The organism is Pseudomonas sp. rhizo25, assembly GCF_031931935.1.
Taxonomy (GTDB): Bacteria; Pseudomonadota; Gammaproteobacteria; order Pseudomonadales; family Pseudomonadaceae; genus Aquipseudomonas; species Aquipseudomonas synxantha.
On the sequence record NZ_JAUJXA010000004.1, the window covers coordinates 140,702 to 159,753 of the forward strand.

18 protein-coding genes and 1 tRNA gene are annotated in these 19,052 nt (G+C 60.2%); 9 read left to right on the top strand and 10 right to left on the bottom strand.

Annotated features, from left to right (window positions below; translation table 11 throughout):
• Positions 1-13 precede the first annotated feature (13 nt).
• Positions 14-979: an arsenic resistance protein gene (locus QZR30_RS10540; RefSeq protein ID WP_311903278.1), complete on the top strand. Its 966-nt coding sequence runs from the start codon at positions 14-16 to the stop codon at positions 977-979.
• An 87-nt stretch (positions 980-1,066) separates the two neighbouring features.
• Complete coding sequence (locus QZR30_RS10545; protein ID WP_311903279.1) at positions 1,067-2,674, top strand: hypothetical protein; 1,608 nt, start codon at positions 1,067-1,069, stop codon at positions 2,672-2,674.
• A gap of 22 nt (positions 2,675-2,696) precedes the next feature.
• On the opposite strand, the gene QZR30_RS10550 is transcribed toward QZR30_RS10545, so the two are convergent.
• The 7 genes from QZR30_RS10550 to QZR30_RS10580 all read right to left on the bottom strand — a co-directional run bounded on the left by QZR30_RS10550 (position 2,697) and on the right by QZR30_RS10580 (position 9,237).
• On the bottom strand, positions 2,697-3,857 hold the full coding sequence (locus QZR30_RS10550; protein ID WP_311903280.1) for a Fic family protein: 1,161 nt from the start codon (positions 3,855-3,857) through the stop codon (positions 2,697-2,699).
• Positions 3,858-4,055: 198 nt separating this feature from the next.
• Positions 4,056-4,727 carry a hypothetical protein gene (locus QZR30_RS10555; protein WP_005783902.1) on the bottom strand — a complete coding sequence of 224 codons (672 nt, stop codon included), beginning with the start codon at positions 4,725-4,727 and terminating at the stop codon, positions 4,056-4,058.
• 93 nt (positions 4,728-4,820) lie between these two features.
• A complete protein-coding gene (locus QZR30_RS10560) occupies positions 4,821-5,255 on the bottom strand; it encodes an energy transducer TonB (RefSeq protein ID WP_046070498.1) in 435 nt (144 codons plus the stop codon).
• A 247-nt stretch (positions 5,256-5,502) separates the two neighbouring features.
• A tRNA-Phe gene (locus QZR30_RS10565) sits at positions 5,503-5,578 on the bottom strand.
• A 103-nt stretch (positions 5,579-5,681) separates the two neighbouring features.
• Positions 5,682-5,954 (bottom strand): oxidative damage protection protein, encoded by a 273-nt coding sequence (locus QZR30_RS10570; RefSeq protein WP_043047303.1) that lies wholly within the window; start codon positions 5,952-5,954, stop codon positions 5,682-5,684.
• Entirely contained in the window at positions 5,951-7,018 is a 1,068-nt protein-coding gene (gene mutY, locus QZR30_RS10575; RefSeq protein ID WP_311903281.1) for an A/G-specific adenine glycosylase, read from the bottom strand. Before mutY ends, QZR30_RS10570 begins: the two co-directional genes overlap by 4 nt.
• On the bottom strand, positions 7,015-9,237 hold the full coding sequence (locus QZR30_RS10580; protein ID WP_311903282.1) for an AsmA family protein: 2,223 nt from the start codon (positions 9,235-9,237) through the stop codon (positions 7,015-7,017). The genes mutY and QZR30_RS10580 overlap by 4 nt, the downstream gene beginning before the upstream one ends.
• Before the next feature lie 326 nt (positions 9,238-9,563).
• On the opposite strand from QZR30_RS10580, the gene QZR30_RS10585 reads away from it, so the two are divergent.
• The 7 genes from QZR30_RS10585 (at position 9,564) to QZR30_RS10615 (ending at position 15,286) form a co-directional block, all read left to right on the top strand.
• Entirely contained in the window at positions 9,564-11,225 is a 1,662-nt protein-coding gene (locus QZR30_RS10585) for an OFA family MFS transporter (protein ID WP_046070501.1), read from the top strand.
• 189 nt (positions 11,226-11,414) lie between these two features.
• Positions 11,415-12,011, top strand: coding sequence for an imidazoleglycerol-phosphate dehydratase HisB (hisB, locus tag QZR30_RS10590; protein WP_003187781.1), 597 nt, complete (start codon positions 11,415-11,417; stop codon positions 12,009-12,011).
• Positions 12,011-12,649: an imidazole glycerol phosphate synthase subunit HisH gene (gene hisH / locus QZR30_RS10595; protein WP_043047298.1), complete on the top strand. Its 639-nt coding sequence runs from the start codon at positions 12,011-12,013 to the stop codon at positions 12,647-12,649. Before hisB ends, hisH begins: the two co-directional genes overlap by 1 nt.
• Positions 12,650-12,907 (top strand): DUF2164 domain-containing protein, encoded by a 258-nt coding sequence (locus QZR30_RS10600; protein ID WP_043047297.1) that lies wholly within the window; start codon positions 12,650-12,652, stop codon positions 12,905-12,907.
• A 39-nt stretch (positions 12,908-12,946) separates the two neighbouring features.
• The gene (gene hisA / locus QZR30_RS10605) at positions 12,947-13,684 is read left to right on the top strand and encodes a 1-(5-phosphoribosyl)-5-[(5-phosphoribosylamino)methylideneamino]imidazole-4-carboxamide isomerase (RefSeq protein WP_046070503.1); all 738 of its coding nucleotides are present in this window, start codon (positions 12,947-12,949) and stop codon (positions 13,682-13,684) included.
• A 9-nt stretch (positions 13,685-13,693) separates the two neighbouring features.
• Positions 13,694-14,464 carry an imidazole glycerol phosphate synthase subunit HisF gene (gene hisF, locus QZR30_RS10610; protein WP_003187786.1) on the top strand — a complete coding sequence of 257 codons (771 nt, stop codon included), beginning with the start codon at positions 13,694-13,696 and terminating at the stop codon, positions 14,462-14,464.
• A 66-nt stretch (positions 14,465-14,530) separates the two neighbouring features.
• Positions 14,531-15,286 (top strand): substrate-binding periplasmic protein, encoded by a 756-nt coding sequence (locus QZR30_RS10615; protein ID WP_311903283.1) that lies wholly within the window; start codon positions 14,531-14,533, stop codon positions 15,284-15,286.
• A 179-nt stretch (positions 15,287-15,465) separates the two neighbouring features.
• Here QZR30_RS10615 and QZR30_RS10620 read toward each other — a convergent pair whose 3' ends face one another.
• The 3 genes from QZR30_RS10620 to QZR30_RS10630 are packed head-to-tail and all read right to left on the bottom strand — an operon-like array spanning position 15,466 to position 18,884.
• Positions 15,466-16,239, bottom strand: a complete 774-nt coding sequence (locus tag QZR30_RS10620) for a divergent polysaccharide deacetylase family protein (RefSeq protein WP_046070505.1) — start codon at positions 16,237-16,239, stop codon at positions 15,466-15,468.
• A gap of 2 nt (positions 16,240-16,241) precedes the next feature.
• Positions 16,242-17,558 (bottom strand): S41 family peptidase, encoded by a 1,317-nt coding sequence (locus tag QZR30_RS10625; RefSeq protein ID WP_046070506.1) that lies wholly within the window; start codon positions 17,556-17,558, stop codon positions 16,242-16,244.
• Positions 17,559-17,588: 30 nt separating this feature from the next.
• Positions 17,589-18,884 carry a murein hydrolase activator EnvC family protein gene (locus QZR30_RS10630; protein ID WP_046070507.1) on the bottom strand — a complete coding sequence of 432 codons (1,296 nt, stop codon included), beginning with the start codon at positions 18,882-18,884 and terminating at the stop codon, positions 17,589-17,591.
• Positions 18,885-19,052: the final 168 nt, after the last annotated feature.

Consider the following 19,052-nt stretch of genomic DNA (forward strand, 5'->3'; position numbering starts at 1 on the left):
CCAGAGCGACCTCATGACCCGCGATGCCCTTGAGCATAACCAGATCCCTCTCTATTTTGTCGCCATCCTGCTGGCCGCTGCCTGTGGTGTATACACGCCGCTACTGGCTCACGGTTTGAGCGTATTGATCACGCCCGCCATCGCGGTATTGATGTACGCGATGTTCCTGCAAATTCCCTTCCTCGATCTGCGCCAGGGTTTGGGCAATATCCGCTTTGTCTCGGCGTTGTTATTGGCCAACTTTGTTCTGGTGCCATTGCTGGTGTGGGCGCTGACCCGTGGCCTGCTGGAGCATCCCGCGTTGTTGGTGGGGGCATTACTGGTGTTGTTGACGCCCTGTATTGATTACGTGGTGGTGTTCACCCACATCGGCAAGGGCGACTCGCGGTCGATGCTGGCGGCCACGCCATTGTTGTTGCTGTTGCAGTTGGCACTGCTGCCGGTGTACTTGGGTTTTATGCTGGGCGCACACTCGGGTGTGGTGGTTGAGATCGGCCCGTTTATCGAGGCATTCCTGTTGTTGATCGTGGTGCCGATGCTGCTGGCTGTGCTGACGGCCTACCTGGCGCGACGATCAACGCTTGTCGACAAATGGAGCAGTGCGTGGGCGTGGTTGCCGGTGCCGGCGATGGCCCTGGTGCTGTTCGTGGTGATCGGGTCGCAGATCACATCAGTGATGCGCGACATCGACCTGTTGCTGCCAGTGCTTGCGATCTACCTGGGCTTCGTCCTGCTGGCGCCGTTGATGGGGATCCTGGCTGCGCGACTGTTTGCGCTGCCTGCGCCAAGTGCACGGGCGGTGACGTTCAGTGCTTCGACGCGCAACTCGCTGGTGGTATTGCCGTTGGCGCTGGCGTTGCCAGAGGACGTGCGCGGGTTGGCTGCCGCGGCGGTGATCCTGCAAACCCTGGTCGAGTTGGTGGCCGAGTTGGTCTATGTTCGCCTGATCCCGGCAGTGGTGTGGCCCGCAAGTCGGTAAAAACGTGAATGTTCAGGTTCGTTCAGGCGCTATTCAGGGCTGCGGTCGGCACCATACGCCAGCGCTTCCCACCTGACAGGTCACCCGATGGATCATCGCAACCGTATTCGCCTGGAGTCCCTGGGCCTCTTTCTGATTGCCCTGTTGTTGTTCACGTTGGGAATCTGGGATCAGCAGCCCCAGGGCTTTGATGGGCGCTGGGCGTTGTTCATGCAGGAAATGTTTCGCCACGGCGCAAGTTTTTTTCCCACCACCTACGGTCAGCCTTACGCGGACTACCCAGGCACTGCGACTTTCTTCAGTTTTGTATTCGCCCGCTGGTTTGATGCACCGAATCATTTGGCGAATGTATTGCCCACCGCGCTTGCATCGGCCGGTGTGATCGCACTGATGTACCGCCTGCTGGCGCCGTTCAGTCGCCCATGGGCATTTTTGACGGTGCTGATGACTCTGCTCACCACCCAGTTGCTCGAAAAATCGCGCTCGGTCTGCCTCGACCAGATGATCGCGCTGCTGTGTGTCGGCAGTTTCTATCTGCTGCACAGTGGCGAGCGCCTGGGGTCGCGGCTGCGGCAACTGGCGGTGTTCCCGTTGTTCGTCCTGGCCTTTGCCATTCGTGGCCCCCTGGGGTTGATTGAGGTCTGTGGGGTGGTGTGCGTGTATTGGGCGCTGGGCAGGCCGGGCGAGCGCGTCCGGCAAGTGCTGATCCACGGCGTTATCGGCCTGGTGCTGCTCGCGGTGTGCTGGTGGCTGCTGATGAAGCTTGCGCGATTGAGCGGCGGGGATGCCTTTGCCGATGAAGTGTTCAAGATGCAAGTCGGCGGGCGCCTGGATGAGTCCGGTGAGCCGTTCTATTTCTACTTCCAGCTGAGTTTGTACCGTTACTTTCCGGTGGTGCCGCTGGCGTTGGCCACCCTGGTCGCGCTGCGCCATCGCTGGCCGGAGCGCTGGGTCGACGGGCAGCTGCAACTGCTGGTGCGCCTCGGGGCGTGTGGCTTGATGATTCTGCTCGGGTTGTCGCTGCCGCACTTCAAGCGCGCTTATTACATCTTGCCGATGGTGCCGATGTTTGCGGCTGTTGCGGCCTATGGGCTGCTCCAGGCGCAAGGTTGGCTGTTGGGCGTGCGCCGTTGTTACGAAGGGCTTGTCGCAGCGTTACCGGCGTTGTGCGTGGTTGTGTTGTTTGTGTGTCGGAACGCTTGGCACAAGCAGGGCTATTGGCCGGATATTTCCCTGCCGCTGATGATTGGTGCGTTGGTGGTGTTGCAACTCGCGGCGTTGATTGCCTGGCGCCGGCCGTTGCGTTTGGTATGGCTCAGCGTGATCGCACTGGCGGCGCAATGGTTGTTGTTGGTCGCGGTGATAGAACCGGCCAAGGACCTGCAATTCGACACCCGACGGTTTGTCAGCCAGGTGGAGGCACTGCGTGAGTCGCAGCCTGGCCCTTTGGTGTTTGTCGACCTGGCCCGGGACACCTGGGCGGTGCGCTACATGATGAACCTGGATCACGATGAGCAGCCACTGTTTGTCGAGCGTCACCAGCTTGAGAAACTGAGTGCGCTGCCCCGGCCATCCTGGGTGATTGTGCCGCGCAAGGAGACTGCGCTGTTGAAGGGCTCGCCGGTGGAGCAATTGGCGCCAAGCTTTGCGGGGCGGTTGAATGACAATCCGTTGATGGTGTTTTTGCTGAAGTGAGGGGGCAACTTGGCGGGCCTCCTCATGGATAAGGTTTGTCCAGCTGCTCAGGAATAAAGCCTTCTTCGCGCAGGGATTTGATAACCCCTCTGATCAAATAATTATTTGAGAACCCGATTGTGTACTGCCGAGCACCTGGACTGATGGGAAGCAGCATCCCTTGGTCGACCAGTTTTTTTATTTGATAGGTTCTTTGGGCGGCGGACAGTGTCGGTAGAGCGTCAGCGATATCGCCCGACTTGACCACCTTCAGTTGGATCGCCGTGCTCAGAATTTTCTCTTCAAGAGGCGTTATCCATGCGCGGTCTTTCGCCAATGCAATGGTGGGGGCAAGAATGTGTCTGGTCAGGTAGCCGTAGTCCGTCAGCCTGCTGACTTTCTCTAATTCATCTCTAATGCCTGCCAGCACATACGTACACCAAGCCTCAAGGCCTTCCTTGGTGCCTGTGTCAGCGGTGGAAAGCATCGCGTAATACTTTTCGCGGTCGATACAGAAGACTGCCGTCGGATTCAGGACTCGGCCGCCAGCGCTGACGTTGAAGCCGTACTTCATCAACATTGCGTACGTCAGAAGGCGCACGACGCGGCCATTGCCGTTGCCAAATGGGTGGATCCAGCCAAACCGGTGGTGGGCCAGCGCGACTTTCATCAGATCGTACTTGGGGGCATCCTGCTTATTCACAAAGGCGACGAGTTCTTGCATGTAGCCTGGCACCATCACCGCCTCGGGCGGGAGGTGATCGGACTGGGCAATGCTGACCCCGGACTCGCGGTAAGCACCTGGCGTACGATCACCTTCGCGTTGCATTCCCTGGACGGTGATTGAGTGAAGCTCTCGAATCGCAAACTCCGTGAGATCAGCGCCGGTCTGCATGATGCTTTCGACGTAGTCCATGGCCTTTTCGATATTCGCAATTTCCCGCAACGGATCTGAAGCCTCGGCGGCCCCTTCAACTTTGCTTTCGATGTAGTCGGCCAGTGTCGTGTGGTTGCCCTCGATACGTGCAGAGCCCAGGCTTTCCAGCGTATGAAACAGGGCTTTCAACTGGAAAAAAACAGCAGGCGGTGTATCGCCACCCAGTTGCAGGCGGCGCAGGTGTTCCAGCTCGCTCAGAACATCAACCAGGCCCGAGTCGAACGAGGGGTTCAATAGCTCCAGATCGTGATGAGCAAACTCGGGCATATGGAAAGTATCTCCAATTGATATTTTGATTATCTCGAAAGCAGGCTGATTTGATGCCCGTAGGGAAGGCGTTAGGGGCCTGATGAGGCCCTACACTATCTCAAAAAAACAGTTCGGATAAGTGAAAAACATCCCAAATGAAACTAGGTCCGGTTGGCTTTGGTCAGGGTGCCCAAGCTGTATCCGGACGGGAGCAAGCTATTTGCAGCGATACCCCTCAGGCATCGTCACCGTGTAATTGCGCTGCACGCGGTCCTGGAAGTTCAGGTTCTGCAGGCCCTGCTGCACCAGGAAGGCTTCGACCTTGGCCGCCTGGCAATCGTCGTTATAGGACGATACTCGAAGCACGTACACGGCGCGCCTGCTCGCCTCGTCCCGAGCGGTAGCCCGGAAGGTGGTGAGGGTGGTGTAACCGGTGCGTTCCGATGTGCCTACCGGGCCATAGGAGGTGTTCGGGGTGCTGGTGCAGGTCAGTTGATCGGTCTTTTTCTTGTTCTTCTTGCACTGTGTGGTGGTGCTGTTTGCCACCTGGCCATACTCGGTAGCGGTGTAGCGGTAAGTGACCTGCTTGCTTTCGACGTCAAGGGTGATGGTCATTTTGATCGGTGCATGGTTCTTGGGCAGGGTGGTGTCGGTAAAGACATTGCGAAAGCCCTGGTCCTTCATGGCGCTGACCATGTCGCGCAGGTAGTACCGGGCATTGAGTGCGTTTTCGTCGCTGCCCCCGACAGACGTCACCAGTACGGTTGCCTGGCGGTCGAAGTGATAGTCCGGATCGGGTGTCGCGTTGATCGCTACGTCCATTTGCGTGGCGCATCCACTGAGTAGTGCAGTCAGCAGTAATAGCGAGCAGAGCAAGAGGCGTGTCATGAAAGAAACCTTACAGCTGTGAATGGGGTAAAGGGTGGACGATTGAAGCCAGTGAAAAACAAGCGCTCAAGCGCTTTGTGCAACAGGGCTCGGTCACTCTATCGCCGTATTGCGTTCTTCTGTCTCGATGGCCCCCTGGCGCGTAGCTTGCCCTGCGCAGGATGGGGTCAGGCAAAACACAAAGGGTGCGCGCACCTCGACTTCACCATCCTTGAGAACTGACGCAGGCGGAGCAGGCATTGGCGATGCGGCTGGAAGAGATGCCTGCACGGCAGCAACAAAAAGCTCAGAGCCTGAGTGACTGATCACGCGCTGACGCAACAAGTTGCCGTGGGCATCGATGATGAATTCAATATTGACCTGGCCTTCCAGCCCCTGCGCCTGGGCGTTTGCCGGGTAAAATTTGAACAGGTGTATATGGGTTATCAGCTGTTGTTCCCATAGCTGCTGTTCTGCCAGTTGCTCTGGGGAAGGGGTTCTTGCGCAGGCGCCAAGCAGCAGGGCAAGTGCGATCCAGCAATACTTCATACATATTTCCTTGAGCATTTTTTGCGTCCGTACTATCTGGCGCCACAGAGTATTTCAAATCCAGGCGCTTGGAAGGCTCACTCCCTCGACGGCTCTGTCGATGGGCCTGATCGGTGCCGGTATCGTGATTGCCTGACTCAAGGTGCTCCTGCTCGGCATTCGGGTCCAGGGTGATCCAGAGCACATTAAATCGCAGGCAATAAAAAACCCCAAGGAACACATTGTTCCTTGGGGTTTCTCGGTATTTTGGTGCCCAGAGACGGAATCGAACCGCCGACACGGGGATTTTCAATCCCCTGCTCTACCGACTGAGCTATCTGGGCAACGGGGCGCATTAAACGGGTTTTTCAGGGGGTCGTCAAGCAAGTTTTCAAAAAATATTTAATTATTACCGTCGCTTACGTGCAGACCCCGGTTTTTGATCAATTATTGAGCAGGCGGCACGTAGCCGTCGGCCTTGGCGTATTCCTCGCCGGAAAAGAACTTGTCCATTTCGCCGGCCAGGTATTTGCGGTCTTCGGCGTTCATCATGTTCAGGCGTTTTTCGTTGATCAGCAGGGTCTGGTGTTTCAACCAGTCGCCCCAGGCTTTGGCGGACACGTTGTCGTAAATGTCCTGGCCCTTGGCGCCCGGATAGGGAGGGCGTTCCAGTCCTTCCAGTTCTTCTTTGTACTTGCGGCACATTACGGTGCGGGTCATGACGAAACTCCTGCGTTCAATACGTCGGCCGCGCGCTTGAGCAATGTTTTCACCGGGGCGGCAAGGCCCAGGCGCGGCGGGGTGGCGAGGTTATACCAGAGCCAGTCGGCCTCGGCCACGTGATGGGCGGATTCCTCGACCTGGACCAGCCAGGGTTCGATGGCCAACTGGAAGTGGCTGAAGGTGTGGATCAGTCCGGGGAGCTCCTGATGCTTGCCCAGTTGCAGCGCGTGCTGGTTGGCCAGGTGATCGAGGTCCTCCAGGTCGTCCAGTTCCGGCAAGCTCCACAAACCGCCCCACAAGCCCGTGGAAGGGCGACGGTAGAGCAGAATCGCGCCCTCGCTGTTCGCCAGCATCGGCATCAGCGTGCGCTTTTGCGGGATGGTCTTGCGCGGCTTGGGGATCGGGTAGCGTGTCTCAAGGCCTAGCATATGGGCTTCGCAGCCTTTTTCCAGCGGGCACAGCAGGCAGCTGGGTTTGCTGCGGGTGCAAAGGGTGGCACCCATGTCCATCATCGCCTGGGTGTAGGCGTTGACGCGCTCAAAGGGTGTGAAGCGCTCTGCGGTGGCCCACAGTTGTTTGGCCACCTTGGGCTCGCCCGGGTAGCCCTCCTGCGCGGTAAAGCGTGCCAGCACGCGCTTGACGTTGCCATCGAGGATCGGCGCGCGCAGGCCCATGCTCAGGCTGGCAATCGCGCCAGCGGTGGACAGGCCGATACCGGGCAGCTCGGTGAGTTTATCCACGTCGCGGGGAAACTCGCCGCCGTACTCGTTCACCACGATCTTGGCGGTCTTCTGCAGGTTGCGCGCCCGGGTGTAGTAGCCCAGGCCGGTCCACAGGTGCAGCACTTCGTCTTCCGGCGCGGCCGCCAGGGCTTCGACTGTCGGCAGAGACGCCATGAACCGGTCGAAGTAATTGAGCACGGTGCTGACCTGGGTCTGTTGCAGCATGATCTCCGACACCCACACCCGGTAAGGCGTGATGCCCTGCTGCCAGGGCAGGTCATGACGGCCGTGGCGGTCGTACCAATCGAGTACCGCCGCTGAAAACTGCTCGTCTCTCATCGGTTGAACAGACCTTTCAAGGCGTCCTTGATTTTTGGATTGACCTTGTCGAGCTTCTCTTCCAATTTCTCGTTAAGGCGATTGCCGGCAGCCTTGAGGGCGACCTGGCCAAGGCCATCCTTGTCTAGGCGGCAGGCCTTGGCACCCAGTTCTAGTGGGCCGCGGCAGCGCAACGGCACTTCGATACCCTGGAAGTTGGTGCCGACCTGGCAGGCCGGGTCTGGCACCTCGCGCTGGTCGCCTTCGACGATGATGCCGAGGCGGTAGTCCATGCCCAGTACGCGCAAGTCGACATCGCCGTTGCCGTTGACTGTCAGCCCCGGGATGCGCACTTTCAGGTCGGGGTTGCTGGCCACGCCGTTACGGAACGTCAGGTTACCGCGCAGTTCCTGGAACGGAGTGTCTTTGCCTGGTGGCGTGCTGCTCAAGGTCTTGCGGTTGAGCAGGGCGATACCGGTGCAGACCTGTTGCTCGATGTTGGCGTTGAGCAGCACGCCATTATTGATCACGAAGCTGGCGGTACCGTTGAGGCTGTCGATCAGGGCCTTCTGGCTGTTGCCACGCCCAGTCAGGTTGCTGTCCAGGGTGACCTGGCCTTTCACTGGCGGGTTTTTCCCCTGGGCTTGCAGGATCTTTTCCACCGGCACTTGCTTGATTTGGGTTTGCAGTGCGAGCAGTGGAAGGTCCTGGCGCACATCGAGCGTGCCGTTGGCCTGGAAGGTGCCGTTGTAGAGCCCGCCACTCAGGCTGTCGAGCTTGAGCTGGCCGTCGATACCCGAAGCTTTCAGCGCCGCGTTCTGGATCGGCAACTGGCTCAGGGTGAGTTGGCCGAACGCCAGGTCGGCGTTGATATCCAGGCTGCGCAGGCGCGTCAGTGGCAGCAGTTTGTCCGTGCTCCAGGCGCCTTTGGTCGGTGCGTCCGGCAATGGCGTGCTGCCCCCGGCTGCCATGGCGCCGGCTTCGCTGCTTTGCACTTCGGCCTGGCGTGCGGCGGTTGCGCCTTTGGCCGCTTCGGATTTGGCCGGCAGATAATTGTCGGCGTTGAAGGTATCGACCTTGAGCTGTACACGCAGGGACTGCTTGGCGAAATCGTCCACAGCGACGCGGCCGGTGAAAGTGCTTTCGTCAAGTTTCAGGTTCAGGTTTTCCAGGGCCACGCTGGTGGGCGTGCCCTTCAGACGGCTGACCAGCTCGACCTTGCTCAGGCTGCCCGGAGCCATGGCCGGCAGCGGGTGGCCGATGCTGTCGAGGAACTTGGCCAGGTCAAACTGGGCGACAGACAGGGCGCCGCTGATTTGCGGGGTCTTGTCCAGGTCGTTGGCCTTGAGCTCGCCCAAGGCGCGCAACTGGTTGGCCGAGAGTTTCAGGTTGGTCCATTCGGCGACGTTGGCCGCCAGGTCCACCAGCAGTTGGCCCTGGGTGGAGAAGCTCACGGTCTTGCCTTGCAACGGCTCGCCAGTGGCTTCGCCGCTAAAGCGCATGTCTTCGAACTGGTAGCGCTTGAGGGCACGCTGGATGCGCAAGTTGCCGTTCAGCTCGGTCTTGACACGCATCAGCGGCTGGTTGCTGCCCAGGAACGCGGTGAGTTTCAGTGGAATGCTGGCGCCTTCGTGGATCGCGCCGGCACTGAGCTGGATGCTTTCGGCACTGAATTGCTTGCCGGTCTGTTCATCGTTGTATTCGACGCGGGCGTTGTTGATGGTCAGGCTGTCGATATCCAGGCGGATCGGTTGTGGCGGTTTCTCCGGCTTGGTTTCAGCCACCGGTTCCACTGGCGCAGGCGCGGCTGCGGGGGCCTCGGCAGTCGCATCGGGTACGTTCTTGCCGATGTCTTCCCAGTTGCCATGGCCTTGCTTGTCGCGGTTCAGGCGCAGGTTCAGGCCCTCGACACGCACATCGCTCATCTGCACTTCGCGGCGCAGCAGCGGCAGCACGCGCACCGACAGGCCAAGCATCTGCAAATCGGCGAATGGTTGAGTCGGTGCGGTCAGGGTCGCGACGCTGGCCTCGTGCAATTCCAGGCCCAGCCAGGGGAACAGGCTCCAGCCGATATCGCCATTGAGCGTCAGCTCGATGTGGGCCTTGTCGCGGGCTATCTGGCGAATTTCTTCTTTGTAGTCGTTGGGATCGAAGAGGTGGGTCAGGGCAAAGCCGAGCGCCACAATGATCAGCAACAGCCCGAGAAGTACCAGACCCAGGATTTTGCCGAACGCTTTCATGGGCGAGTCCTTGTATGTCGATTTCAAAATTTAGCCGCAGAGTATAACGCCCGGCGGCCTGCGTCAGTTCACGGATCGTTACATTGTATCCAGTGACGCGAAAATAGGATTTTGACGTCAGAAAAATGCAGATAATCCAAAAAAGGTAGTGGCAGTTTGATTTTTCTGTCATCCACTGGTGCTAATCTCTGCACGTTCGTCCGCCTTCTGCGACTTAACGTCGCGCCTAAAAGGGAGCTTCACTCAACAAAACGGCCACGCTTTGCGTGCAAGGCCGAGGGAGAGAGCGCCTGACGGACGCATATTAATAAATGGGGGAAACACCAATGAGCACTAGTACTGTGGCCGGCGCCGTCGCCGCACAGCCCGCGTTCCTGTCCAAGGAACGCATCATCGCCAAGCCGGGGTTCAACCGCTGGCTGGTTCCACCGGCCGCCCTGGCCATCCACTTGTGTATCGGCATGGCCTACGGCTTCTCGGTATTCTGGCTGCCATTGTCCAAGGCGCTGGGGATCACCGCACCGGTGGCTTGCGCGCCGGACATGAGCTTCATCGCACAAGTCTTCTCGTCTCAATGCGACTGGCCCATCTCCATGCTGGGCTGGATCTACACCCTGTTCTTCATCTTCCTGGGCTGCTCGGCAGCGATCTGGGGCGGTTGGCTGGAACATGCCGGGCCGCGCAAGGCCGGGGTTGTCTCGGCACTGTGCTGGTGCGGTGGCTTGCTGATTTCTGCGCTGGGTATCTATACCCACCAGATCTGGCTGATGTGGATCGGCTCCGGGGTCATTGGTGGCATCGGCCTGGGCCTGGGCTATATCTCGCCCGTATCGACCCTGATCAAGTGGTTCCCGGACAAGCGCGGCATGGCGACCGGCATGGCGATCATGGGCTTCGGCGGTGGCGCGATGGTGGGCGCACCCCTGGCCGCAGCGCTGATGGGCCACTTCTCTTCGCCGACCAGCGTGGGCGTGTGGCAGAGCTTCGTGGTCATGGCGGCGATTTACTTCGTGTTCATGATCGGTGGCGCATTGCTGTACCGCGTGCCGCCGACCGGCTGGAAGCCTGAGGGCTGGACCGCGCCGGCGAAAAAAGCCAGCAACGCGATGATCACTCACCGCCACGTGCATGTGAATGTCGCGTGGAAAACCCCGCAATTCCGCCTGGTATGGCTGGTGTTGTGCCTGAACGTATCGGCCGGTATCGGCATCCTCGGCATGGCCTCGCCACTGTTGCAGGAAGTGTTCGGCGGCAGGCTGCTGGGTGTTGACGTGCCATTTGGCCAGTTGGATGCCGGTCAGCTTGCCTCCATTGCGGCCATTGCTGCTGGCTTTACTGGCCTGCTGAGCCTGTTCAACATCGGGGGCCGGTTCTTCTGGGCGTCGTTCTCCGATTACCTGGGGCGTAAAAACACCTACTTCGTGTTCTTTGCTCTGGGCTTTGCCCTGTACGCGCTGATCCCGAACCTGGGGCACCTGGGTAACGTCGCGCTGTTCGTGGCCGCCTTCTGCATCGTGCTGTCGATGTACGGCGGTGGTTTTGCCACCGTCCCGGCTTACCTGGCTGACCTGTTCGGTACCCAGATGGTGGGTGCCATCCACGGTCGCCTGCTGACCGCTTGGGCGGCTGCGGGCGTGTTGGGGCCAGTATTGGTGAACTACCTGCGTGAATATCAGCTGAGCATTGGCGTTGAACGCGCTGCGGCCTACGACATCACTTTGTATATCCTCGCCGGCCTGCTGGTGCTGGGCTTTATCTGCAACATGCTGGTACGCCCGGTGGCCGACAAGTACTTCATGACCGATGCGGAGCTTGCCGCCGAGCAGGCGCTGGGGCATGACAAAGGTGCCGATGCGACCACCGTACTGGAGTGGAAAGCGTCCGCCGGCAGCAAGCCGTTGGCGGTTGCCGCCTGGCTGGTGGTAGGTATTCCGTTGGCGTGGGGTGTGTGGGTGACCCTGCAGAAGACCGCGGTACTGTTCCACTGATATCAGCTGTGGGAGGGGGCTTGCCCCCTCCCACATTGGATGCGCGGAGTTTTCATAAGTGGGTTCGCACCTGTACGCACATGTCTATCCCCGACACTCCATCAGTCTTATCCCCTCCGATGTTTCTGTTTAGCGCCCGCGCCCCTATAATGGCTGCCTTTTTCGCCCAATGATTTTGCGGAGCTGGTGATGGCCGAACGTAAGGCGTCTGTCGAGCGCGACACTCTGGAAACCCAGATCAAAGCCTCGATCAACCTGGATGGCACCGGAAAGGCCCGATTTGATATCGGTGTACCTTTTCTTGAGCACATGCTGGACCAGATCGCCCGTCATGGGCTGATCGACCTGGATATCGTCGGCAAGGGCGACCTGCACATCGACGACCACCACATGGTGGAAGACGTGGGCATCACCCTCGGCCAGGCCTTTGCCAAGGCCATCGGCGACAAGAAAGGCATCCGTCGCTACGGCCATGCCTATGTGCCTTTGGACGAAGCGCTGTCGCGTGTGGTCATCGACTTCTCCGGCCGTCCAGGCCTGCAGATGCACGTGCCCTACACCCGCGCCAACGTGGGCCGCGGCTTTGACGTCGACCTGTTCCAGGAATTCTTCCAGGGCTTCGTCAACCATGCACTGGTCAGCCTGCACATCGACAACCTGCGCGGCACCAACACCCACCACCAGATCGAAACCGTGTTCAAGGCTTTCGGCCGCGCGTTGCGCATGGCTGTGGAAGTCGATGAGCGCATGGGCGGGCAAATGCCGTCGACCAAGGGCGTCCTGTAATGCAGACGGTCGCGGTTATCGACTACGGCATGGGCAACCTGCACTCGGTGGCCAAGGCCCTCGAGCACGTAGGCGCCGGCAAGGTGCTGATCACCAGCGATGCCAACGTGATTCGCGAAGCCGACCGTGTGGTGTTCCCCGGTGTTGGCGCGATTCGCGATTGCATGGCCGAGATCCGCCGCCTGGGCTTTGACAGCCTGGTACGCGAGGTCAGCCAGGACCGTCCGTTCCTCGGTATCTGCGTGGGCATGCAAGCCTTGCTCGACAGCAGCGAAGAGAACGACGGCGTCGACTGCATCGGCCTGTTTCCGGGCCAGGTGAAGTTCTTCGGCAAGGGCCTGCATGAAGACGGCGAACATTTGAAAGTCCCGCACATGGGCTGGAACGAAGTGCGCCGCACCGTCGACCACCCGCTGTGGCATGAGATCCCGGACATGGCGCGCTTCTACTTCGTGCACAGCTATTACATCGCCGCCGGTGACCCGCGCCAGGTGGTGGGGGGTGGACACTACGGCGTTGATTTCGCCGCAGCCCTGGCCGACGGTTCGCGCTTTGCCGTGCAATTCCACCCGGAGAAGAGCCATACCCATGGCCTGCAATTGCTGCAGAACTTCGCCGCGTGGGACGGTCGCTGGTAAATGGCCAAGAAACCGAAACCGCCGATCTTGAACCTCACGCCCGAACAGGAGCGTGCGGCCACCGACAAGATCAAGCGGTTCATGGAGGACCGCTTCGAGCTCAAGCTGGGTTCGTTCGAGGTCGCCGAGATTCTTGAGTTGTTCACCACCGAAGTGGCGCCGCATTATTACAACAGGGCGATTTTCGATACGCAGACGCTCCTCAAAGAAAGGTTCGAAAGCATCGAAAGCGACTTGTGGTCGCTTGAGAAACCCTGATTTCCCAAGCATTGCTGAATATCGAATAAGGTTTGCCAGATGCTGATTATCCCCGCTATCGATCTCAAGGACGGCGCCTGTGTACGTTTGCGCCAGGGCCGCATGGAAGATTCCACGGTGTTCTCCGATGACCCGGTGAGCATGGCCGCCAAATGGGTGGAAGGGGGCTGCCGTCGCCTGCACCTGGTGGACTTGAACGGTGCCTTCGAAGGCCAGCCGGTCAATGGCGAAGTAGTCACCGCGATCGCCAAGCGCTACCCGAACCTGCCGATCCAGATCGGCGGCGGCATTCGCTCCCTGGAAACCATCGAGCACTACGTTAAAGCCGGCGTGAGCTACGTGATCATCGGCACCAAGGCGGTGAAAGACCCGGCCTTCGTCGCCGAAGCCTGCCGGGCATTCCCGGGCAAGGTTATCGTCGGCCTGGATGCGAAAGACGGTTTCGTCGCCACCGACGGCTGGGCTGAAATCAGCACCGTGCAGGTGATCGACCTGGCCAAGCAGTTCGAAGCCGACGGCGTGTCCGCCATCGTTTATACCGATATCGCCAAAGACGGCATGATGCAGGGCTGCAACGTGCCGTTCACCGCAGCCTTGGCAGCGGCCACGAAGATTCCGGTGATCGCTTCTGGCGGCATTCACAACCTGGGTGACATCAAGTCGCTGCTGGACGCCAAGGCGCCTGGCATCATCGGCGCCATCACTGGCCGAGCGATTTACGAAGGCACCCTGGACGTTGCGCAAGCCCAGGCTTACTGCGACGCCTACAACGGCTGAGGACTGACCATGGCGCTGGCCAAACGCATCATCCCTTGCCTGGACGTCGACAACGGTCGCGTGGTCAAGGGTGTCAAGTTCGAGAACATCCGCGATGCCGGCGACCCGGTGGAAATCGCCCGTCGCTACGATGAGCAAGGTGCCGACGAGATTACCTTTCTCGACATCACCGCCAGCGTCGATGGCCGCGACACCACCTTGCATACCGTCGAGCGCATGGCCAGCCAGGTGTTTATCCCGCTGACCGTGGGCGGTGGCGTGCGCACCGTGCAAGACATCCGCAACCTGCTCAATGCTGGCGCGGACAAGGTCTCGATCAATACCGCCGCGGTGTTCAACCCTGAGTTCGTCGGCGAAGCCGCGCAGCACTTCGGCTCGCAATGCATCGTGGTCGCCATCGACGCCAAGAAGGTTTCCGGCCCGGGCGAAACCCCGCGCTGGGAGATCTTCACTCACGGCGGGCGCAAGCCTACCGGGCTGGACGCGGTGGAGTGGGCGATGAAGATGGAAGGCCTGGGCGCCGGTGAAATCCTGCTGACCAGCATGGACCAGGACGGCATGAAAAACGGTTTCGACCTGGGGGTAACCCGCGCCATCAGCGACGCCTTGGGCATTCCGGTGATCGCCTCCGGTGGCGTGGGCAACCTGCAGCACCTGGCCGACGGTGTGCTCGAAGGCCACGCCAGCGCCGTACTGGCGGCGAGTATTTTCCACTTTGGCGAATACACCGTACCCGAGGCCAAGGCCTATATGGCAGCACGCGGTATCGTCGTACGCTAAACGCTGCTGGACACCATGGCAGGCTCGCGGCACTCTCTGCGCTTGCCATGGATTCCGGTAGCCTTCATGTTCAAACACCTGCTGCTCGCCCTCGCCAGTTCCTCCATGCTCATGGTGGCTACGGCACACGCCGATGAATCGTCTGACACTTCCCTGGTGCTGCTGACGGAAAATTTCCCGCCCTACAACATGGCGAAAAACGGCAAGAACTTCGCCAAGGACGAGAACATCGAAGGCATCGCCGTGGACATCGTGCGCGAGACCTTCAAGCGCGCCGGTATTTCCTACAACCTCACCCTACGTTTTCCTTGGGAGCGAATCTACAAGCTCGCCCTGGAAAAGCCCGGCTACGGTGTATTTGTGATGGCGCGGCTGCCTGACCGTGAAGCCTTGTTCAAATGGGTAGGCCCCATCGGCCCGGATGATTGGGTGTTACTGGCCAAGGCCGACAGCAAGATCCAGCTCAACGACCTTGAGCATGCCCGCCGCTACAAAATAGGCGCTTACAAGGGCGATGCGATTGCCGAAGCATTGGGAAAACAGGGGCTCAATCCGATTGTCGCCCTGCGCGACCAGGACAATGCGCAAAAACTCATGGACGGCCAGATCGACCTGTGGGCCACCGGCGATCCCGCTGGCCGTTACCTGGCGCGTCAGGTTGGCGTGACAGGGCTCAAGACCGTGTTGCGGTTCAATAGCGCGCAGCTCTATCTTGCGTTGAACAAGAACGTGCCTGATGAGGTGGTCGCCAAGCTCCAGGCGGCGCTGGATGAGTTACGCAAGAGCGGTCGTGTAGAGGAAATCATGGCGCGTTACCTCTAAAGCTGGCAGTTCCCTTGCAGCGCAGGGGAATCAGCAGAATAAACGCGGTCAAAAATGTGGGAGGGGGCTTGCTCCCGATGGCGGAGTGTCAGTCAATACATTCGGGGCTGGCCCACCGCATCGGGAGCAAGTCGAATCGTCGCACCGCCCCTCCCACATTGGATCTTCGCAACCTTCATTTAGCGGTAAATGCCGTCTTTGCCGTGCCCGGCCATAGCCCGATTACTGCGCACACTGATCATCAACTTGATATCGATCCACTCCACGCCCTGGGCCTTGAGCTTGGGCAGTTCGCGCTCCAGCACCGCCAGGGTCTGTGGGTAAGGGTGCCCGATCATCACCGCCGACCCCTGCTTATGCGCCAGCTTGATTGCGGTTTGCAGTTGGGTGGTAATCGCCGCCTCGGTGCGTTCGTCATCGAGGAACACATCCCGCGAAACATGCGCCAGGCCAATCTTCTGCGCCTCGGCGGCGGCGACGGTTTGCGCGCTGGTACGGCTGTCTACGAAGAACTTGTGACGTCGCTGCAGCTCGGCCATCAACCATGCCATCGCCTGCGGCTGCGCCGTCATGCGGCTGCCCATATGGTTGTTGATACCGGCGGTATAGGGCACGGCCTTGAATGCAGCGTCCAGGCGCTTGCCGAGTTCTTCCACCGGCAGTTCGGGGTGCCAGGCGAAGGGCCCGGTGGCCGGGTCCATGGGCATGTGCAGGATCACGATCTTGCCGGCCTTGTGGGCCTCGCGGGCGAATTCGGCGGCGTGGGGCGTGTCGGGCATGATCGCGGTGGTTACCGGCCCAGGCAGGGCCAGCACACGACGATCCCGGGTCAGGTTTTGCCCGAGGTCGTCGATGATGAGGGTCAGGTAGGCTTTGTGTGGCTCGCTGGCCGAGGTCGCTTGAGCGACCCCGGCCAGGCTGCACAGCACAGCGATGATCAGGAAAAAACGCATGATCAACGGCTGCGGGTGATGCTCAGGCCCTTGAGCAGGCTCAGCGCCTGGGCCAACTGATAGTCATCGTCCTGCGGCATCGGCTTGGCTTTGGCGCCGCTGCCGGTCGGCTGGTCGGCGCCGCCGTTGCCATTGCCCAGGTGACCTTGCAGGTCGGCCTCTTTGTAGTACTCGCTGTCGATCTCGTTGGTGATCTTGGCCTTGCGCACTTCGATGTCCGGCACGATGCCCTGGGCCTGGATCGAGCGGCCGTTCGGCGTGTAGTACAGCGCCGTGGTGATCTTCAGCGCCCGCTCATTGTTCAGCGGCAACACGGTTTGCACCGAGCCCTTGCCGAAGGTGGTGGTGCCCATCAGGACGCCGCGCTTCTGATCCTGCAAGGCGCCGGCGACGATTTCCGAGGCCGAGGCGCTGCCGCCGTTGATCAGTACCGCCAGCGGCACGTTCTCGCTCAGGTCGTTGCCGGTGGCCGAGAAGCGCAGTTCGGAGTTGGCGATACGACCCTTGGTGTAGACAATCAGGCCCTTGGTAATGAAGTGGTCGACCACTTCCACCGCCGATTGCAACACGCCGCCTGGGTTGTTACGCAGGTCGAGCACGATGCCGTTGAGTTTCTTGCCGTTGTCCTTGCGCAGCTTGGCCAGGGCCTTGGCCACTTCATCGCCGGTCTTGACCTGGAACTGGGTGATGCGGATATAGCCGTAGCCAGACTCCAGCAATTGGCTCTTGACGCTCTTGACCGTGATGGTCGCGCGGGCCAGGGTCACGTCAAACGGGTTGCCGCCGTCCCGTACCAGGGTCAGGGTGATTTTCTGGCCGAGCTTGCCGCGCATCTTGTCGACGGCCTCGGTCATGCTCTGGCCGCGGGTCGGCTGGCCGTTGATCTTCACGATCAGGTCGCCGGCCTGGATGCCGGCCTTGGACGCCGGGGTATCGTCGATGGGCGAGACCACCTTGATCTGGCCGTCCTCGGAGCCCACTTCGATGCCCAGGCCGCCGAACTCACCGCTGGTGCTTTCCTGTAGTTCAGCGAAATCTTCCGGGCCCAGGTAGGCTGAGTGCGGGTCGAGGTTGCTGAGCATGCCCTTGATGGCGTTTTCCAGCAGGGTCTTGTCGTCTACGGGTTCGACATAAGCGGCCTTGATCCGGTCCATGACCTCGGCAAAGGTGCGCAGCTCGTCCAGCGGCAATGGCGCCTTGGTGGTCGCGGCCATGGCGGCGGGTGCAGCCGGTGCAGTCTGGTCGGCGAAAGCCAGGGGCGCGCCGATCACCAGGGCGATCGTCAAGGCCAACGAAGTGAGGCGGGACAAATGCAGCATGTCGAACGAACTCCTAATGTAGATGCGACCCTATCCTTGGGATCTGCACCATTGTGCAGGATCGCTCGGGCGACCCTGCTGACGAATAGCGAAGTACAGCGCCGGGGTGTCCTGGCCGCCACTGGTACCGACAGTGGAGATGGATTCACCGGCTTTTACAACATCACCTGCCGACTTGAGTAATGTCTGATTGTGGCCGTAAAGGCTCAAATAGCCATTGCCGTGGTCGAGAATCACCAGCAAGCCGGCGCCCCGCAGCCAATCGGCAAACACCACGCGCCCACCGTGGACGGCATGGACCTGGCTGCCGGCCGAGGCGCTGATCATCACCCCATCCCACTTGGCGCGGGTGTCATCGCCACGGGTTTCACCGAAGCGTGCCAGTAGTCGACCATCAACTGGCCATGGAAGTTTGCCCCGGGCTGATGCAAAAGGGCCGCCGAACGACTCGCCGCTGCTGGACACCAGCGGGCCAGGGGCTGCGCGTGCCGGTTTGCGCGGTGCTGGCGCGTCGCTGCTGGCGGCCAGTTCGGCCTCACGCTGGCGCTTTTTTTCCGCTTCCTGCTGGGCGATCAGCGCTTTTTGCCGCGCCTCTTCGGCCTCGCGTGCCTGGCGGGCCAGGGTTTCTTCGATGGTCTTGAGCACTTTGGCCAGGTCGGCCTGGTCCTGCTCGCGTGCCTGGAGCTTGGCGTCGCGGGCTTTCACGTCGTTGTTGAGCTTGGCCAGCGCTTGCTGGCGTTCCTTGCGTACCTTGTCCAACTGGTCGCGCTGGGTATCCAGGGCGCTTTTCTGGTCGAGCAGTTGTGACTGCTGGTCGGCAATTTCCTGTTCGACGTTGGCCAACTGGCGCAGGGTTTCGTTAAAACCCTTCAATTGCGCCAGGCGCGCCTGGCTCAGGTAATCGTAATACGTGAGGGTGCGGGCGAATTTTTCCGGGTTCTGCTGGTTGAGCAGCAACTTGAGGTATTCCTGGCGGCCGCTCTGGTACGCGGCACGGGCCTGGATCGCGATCAGGCGTTGCTGTTCAACGCGTGCGCTCTGGAGTTTTTTTTTCTCAGCGTCGAGTCGCTCCAGTTCCGACTCGCTCTTCTTTAATTCTTTTTGCAACTCCTGGACCTGCTTCTCGAGCTTGCCCATTTCGGTTTCCGTGCCGCGCAGGTCTTTCTGCACGCCGGATTTTTCTTCCTGGAGCTTGCCCAGCAGCTTTTTCAGCTCGGCAATGTCCTGACGCGTAGCGTCCAGTTGTTGTTGGGTTTGTGCACGCTCATCGGCAAAGGCCGGTTGGAGCAGGCAGACAAGAGCGAGGGTTATCAAGGCGCGAAGCATAGAGGCGGGCGACACCAGGGAAAGGGACGGCCTAGTATGCCCGCCAAGCGCTGCAAAAAAAACGCCCAATTGGGGCTTGCGGGCAAGATAGGTGCCGAGTGGCAGTGGTATGGCAAAAAGATATCTACCAAACGCTGCAAAGCTAATGTGGGAGGGGGCTTGCTCCCG

Coding starts and splice junctions, on each gene's coding strand:
- QZR30_RS10540 (WP_311903278.1), top strand. CDS start 14: ATGACCCGCGATGCCCTTGAGCATAACCAGATCCCTCTCTATTTTGTC.
- QZR30_RS10545 (WP_311903279.1), top strand. CDS start 1,067: ATGGATCATCGCAACCGTATTCGCCTGGAGTCCCTGGGCCTCTTTCTG.
- QZR30_RS10550 (WP_311903280.1), bottom strand. CDS start 3,857: ATGCCCGAGTTTGCTCATCACGATCTGGAGCTATTGAACCCCTCGTTC.
- QZR30_RS10555 (WP_005783902.1), bottom strand. CDS start 4,727: ATGACACGCCTCTTGCTCTGCTCGCTATTACTGCTGACTGCACTACTC.
- QZR30_RS10560 (WP_046070498.1), bottom strand. CDS start 5,255: ATGAAGTATTGCTGGATCGCACTTGCCCTGCTGCTTGGCGCCTGCGCA.
- QZR30_RS10570 (WP_043047303.1), bottom strand. CDS start 5,954: ATGACCCGCACCGTAATGTGCCGCAAGTACAAAGAAGAACTGGAAGGA.
- mutY (WP_311903281.1), bottom strand. CDS start 7,018: ATGAGAGACGAGCAGTTTTCAGCGGCGGTACTCGATTGGTACGACCGC.
- QZR30_RS10580 (WP_311903282.1), bottom strand. CDS start 9,237: ATGAAAGCGTTCGGCAAAATCCTGGGTCTGGTACTTCTCGGGCTGTTG.
- QZR30_RS10585 (WP_046070501.1), top strand. CDS start 9,564: ATGAGCACTAGTACTGTGGCCGGCGCCGTCGCCGCACAGCCCGCGTTC.
- hisB (WP_003187781.1), top strand. CDS start 11,415: ATGGCCGAACGTAAGGCGTCTGTCGAGCGCGACACTCTGGAAACCCAG.
- hisH (WP_043047298.1), top strand. CDS start 12,011: ATGCAGACGGTCGCGGTTATCGACTACGGCATGGGCAACCTGCACTCG.
- QZR30_RS10600 (WP_043047297.1), top strand. CDS start 12,650: ATGGCCAAGAAACCGAAACCGCCGATCTTGAACCTCACGCCCGAACAG.
- hisA (WP_046070503.1), top strand. CDS start 12,947: ATGCTGATTATCCCCGCTATCGATCTCAAGGACGGCGCCTGTGTACGT.
- hisF (WP_003187786.1), top strand. CDS start 13,694: ATGGCGCTGGCCAAACGCATCATCCCTTGCCTGGACGTCGACAACGGT.
- QZR30_RS10615 (WP_311903283.1), top strand. CDS start 14,531: ATGTTCAAACACCTGCTGCTCGCCCTCGCCAGTTCCTCCATGCTCATG.
- QZR30_RS10620 (WP_046070505.1), bottom strand. CDS start 16,239: ATGCGTTTTTTCCTGATCATCGCTGTGCTGTGCAGCCTGGCCGGGGTC.
- QZR30_RS10625 (WP_046070506.1), bottom strand. CDS start 17,558: ATGCTGCATTTGTCCCGCCTCACTTCGTTGGCCTTGACGATCGCCCTG.
- QZR30_RS10630 (WP_046070507.1), bottom strand. CDS start 18,884: ATGCTTCGCGCCTTGATAACCCTCGCTCTTGTCTGCCTGCTCCAACCG.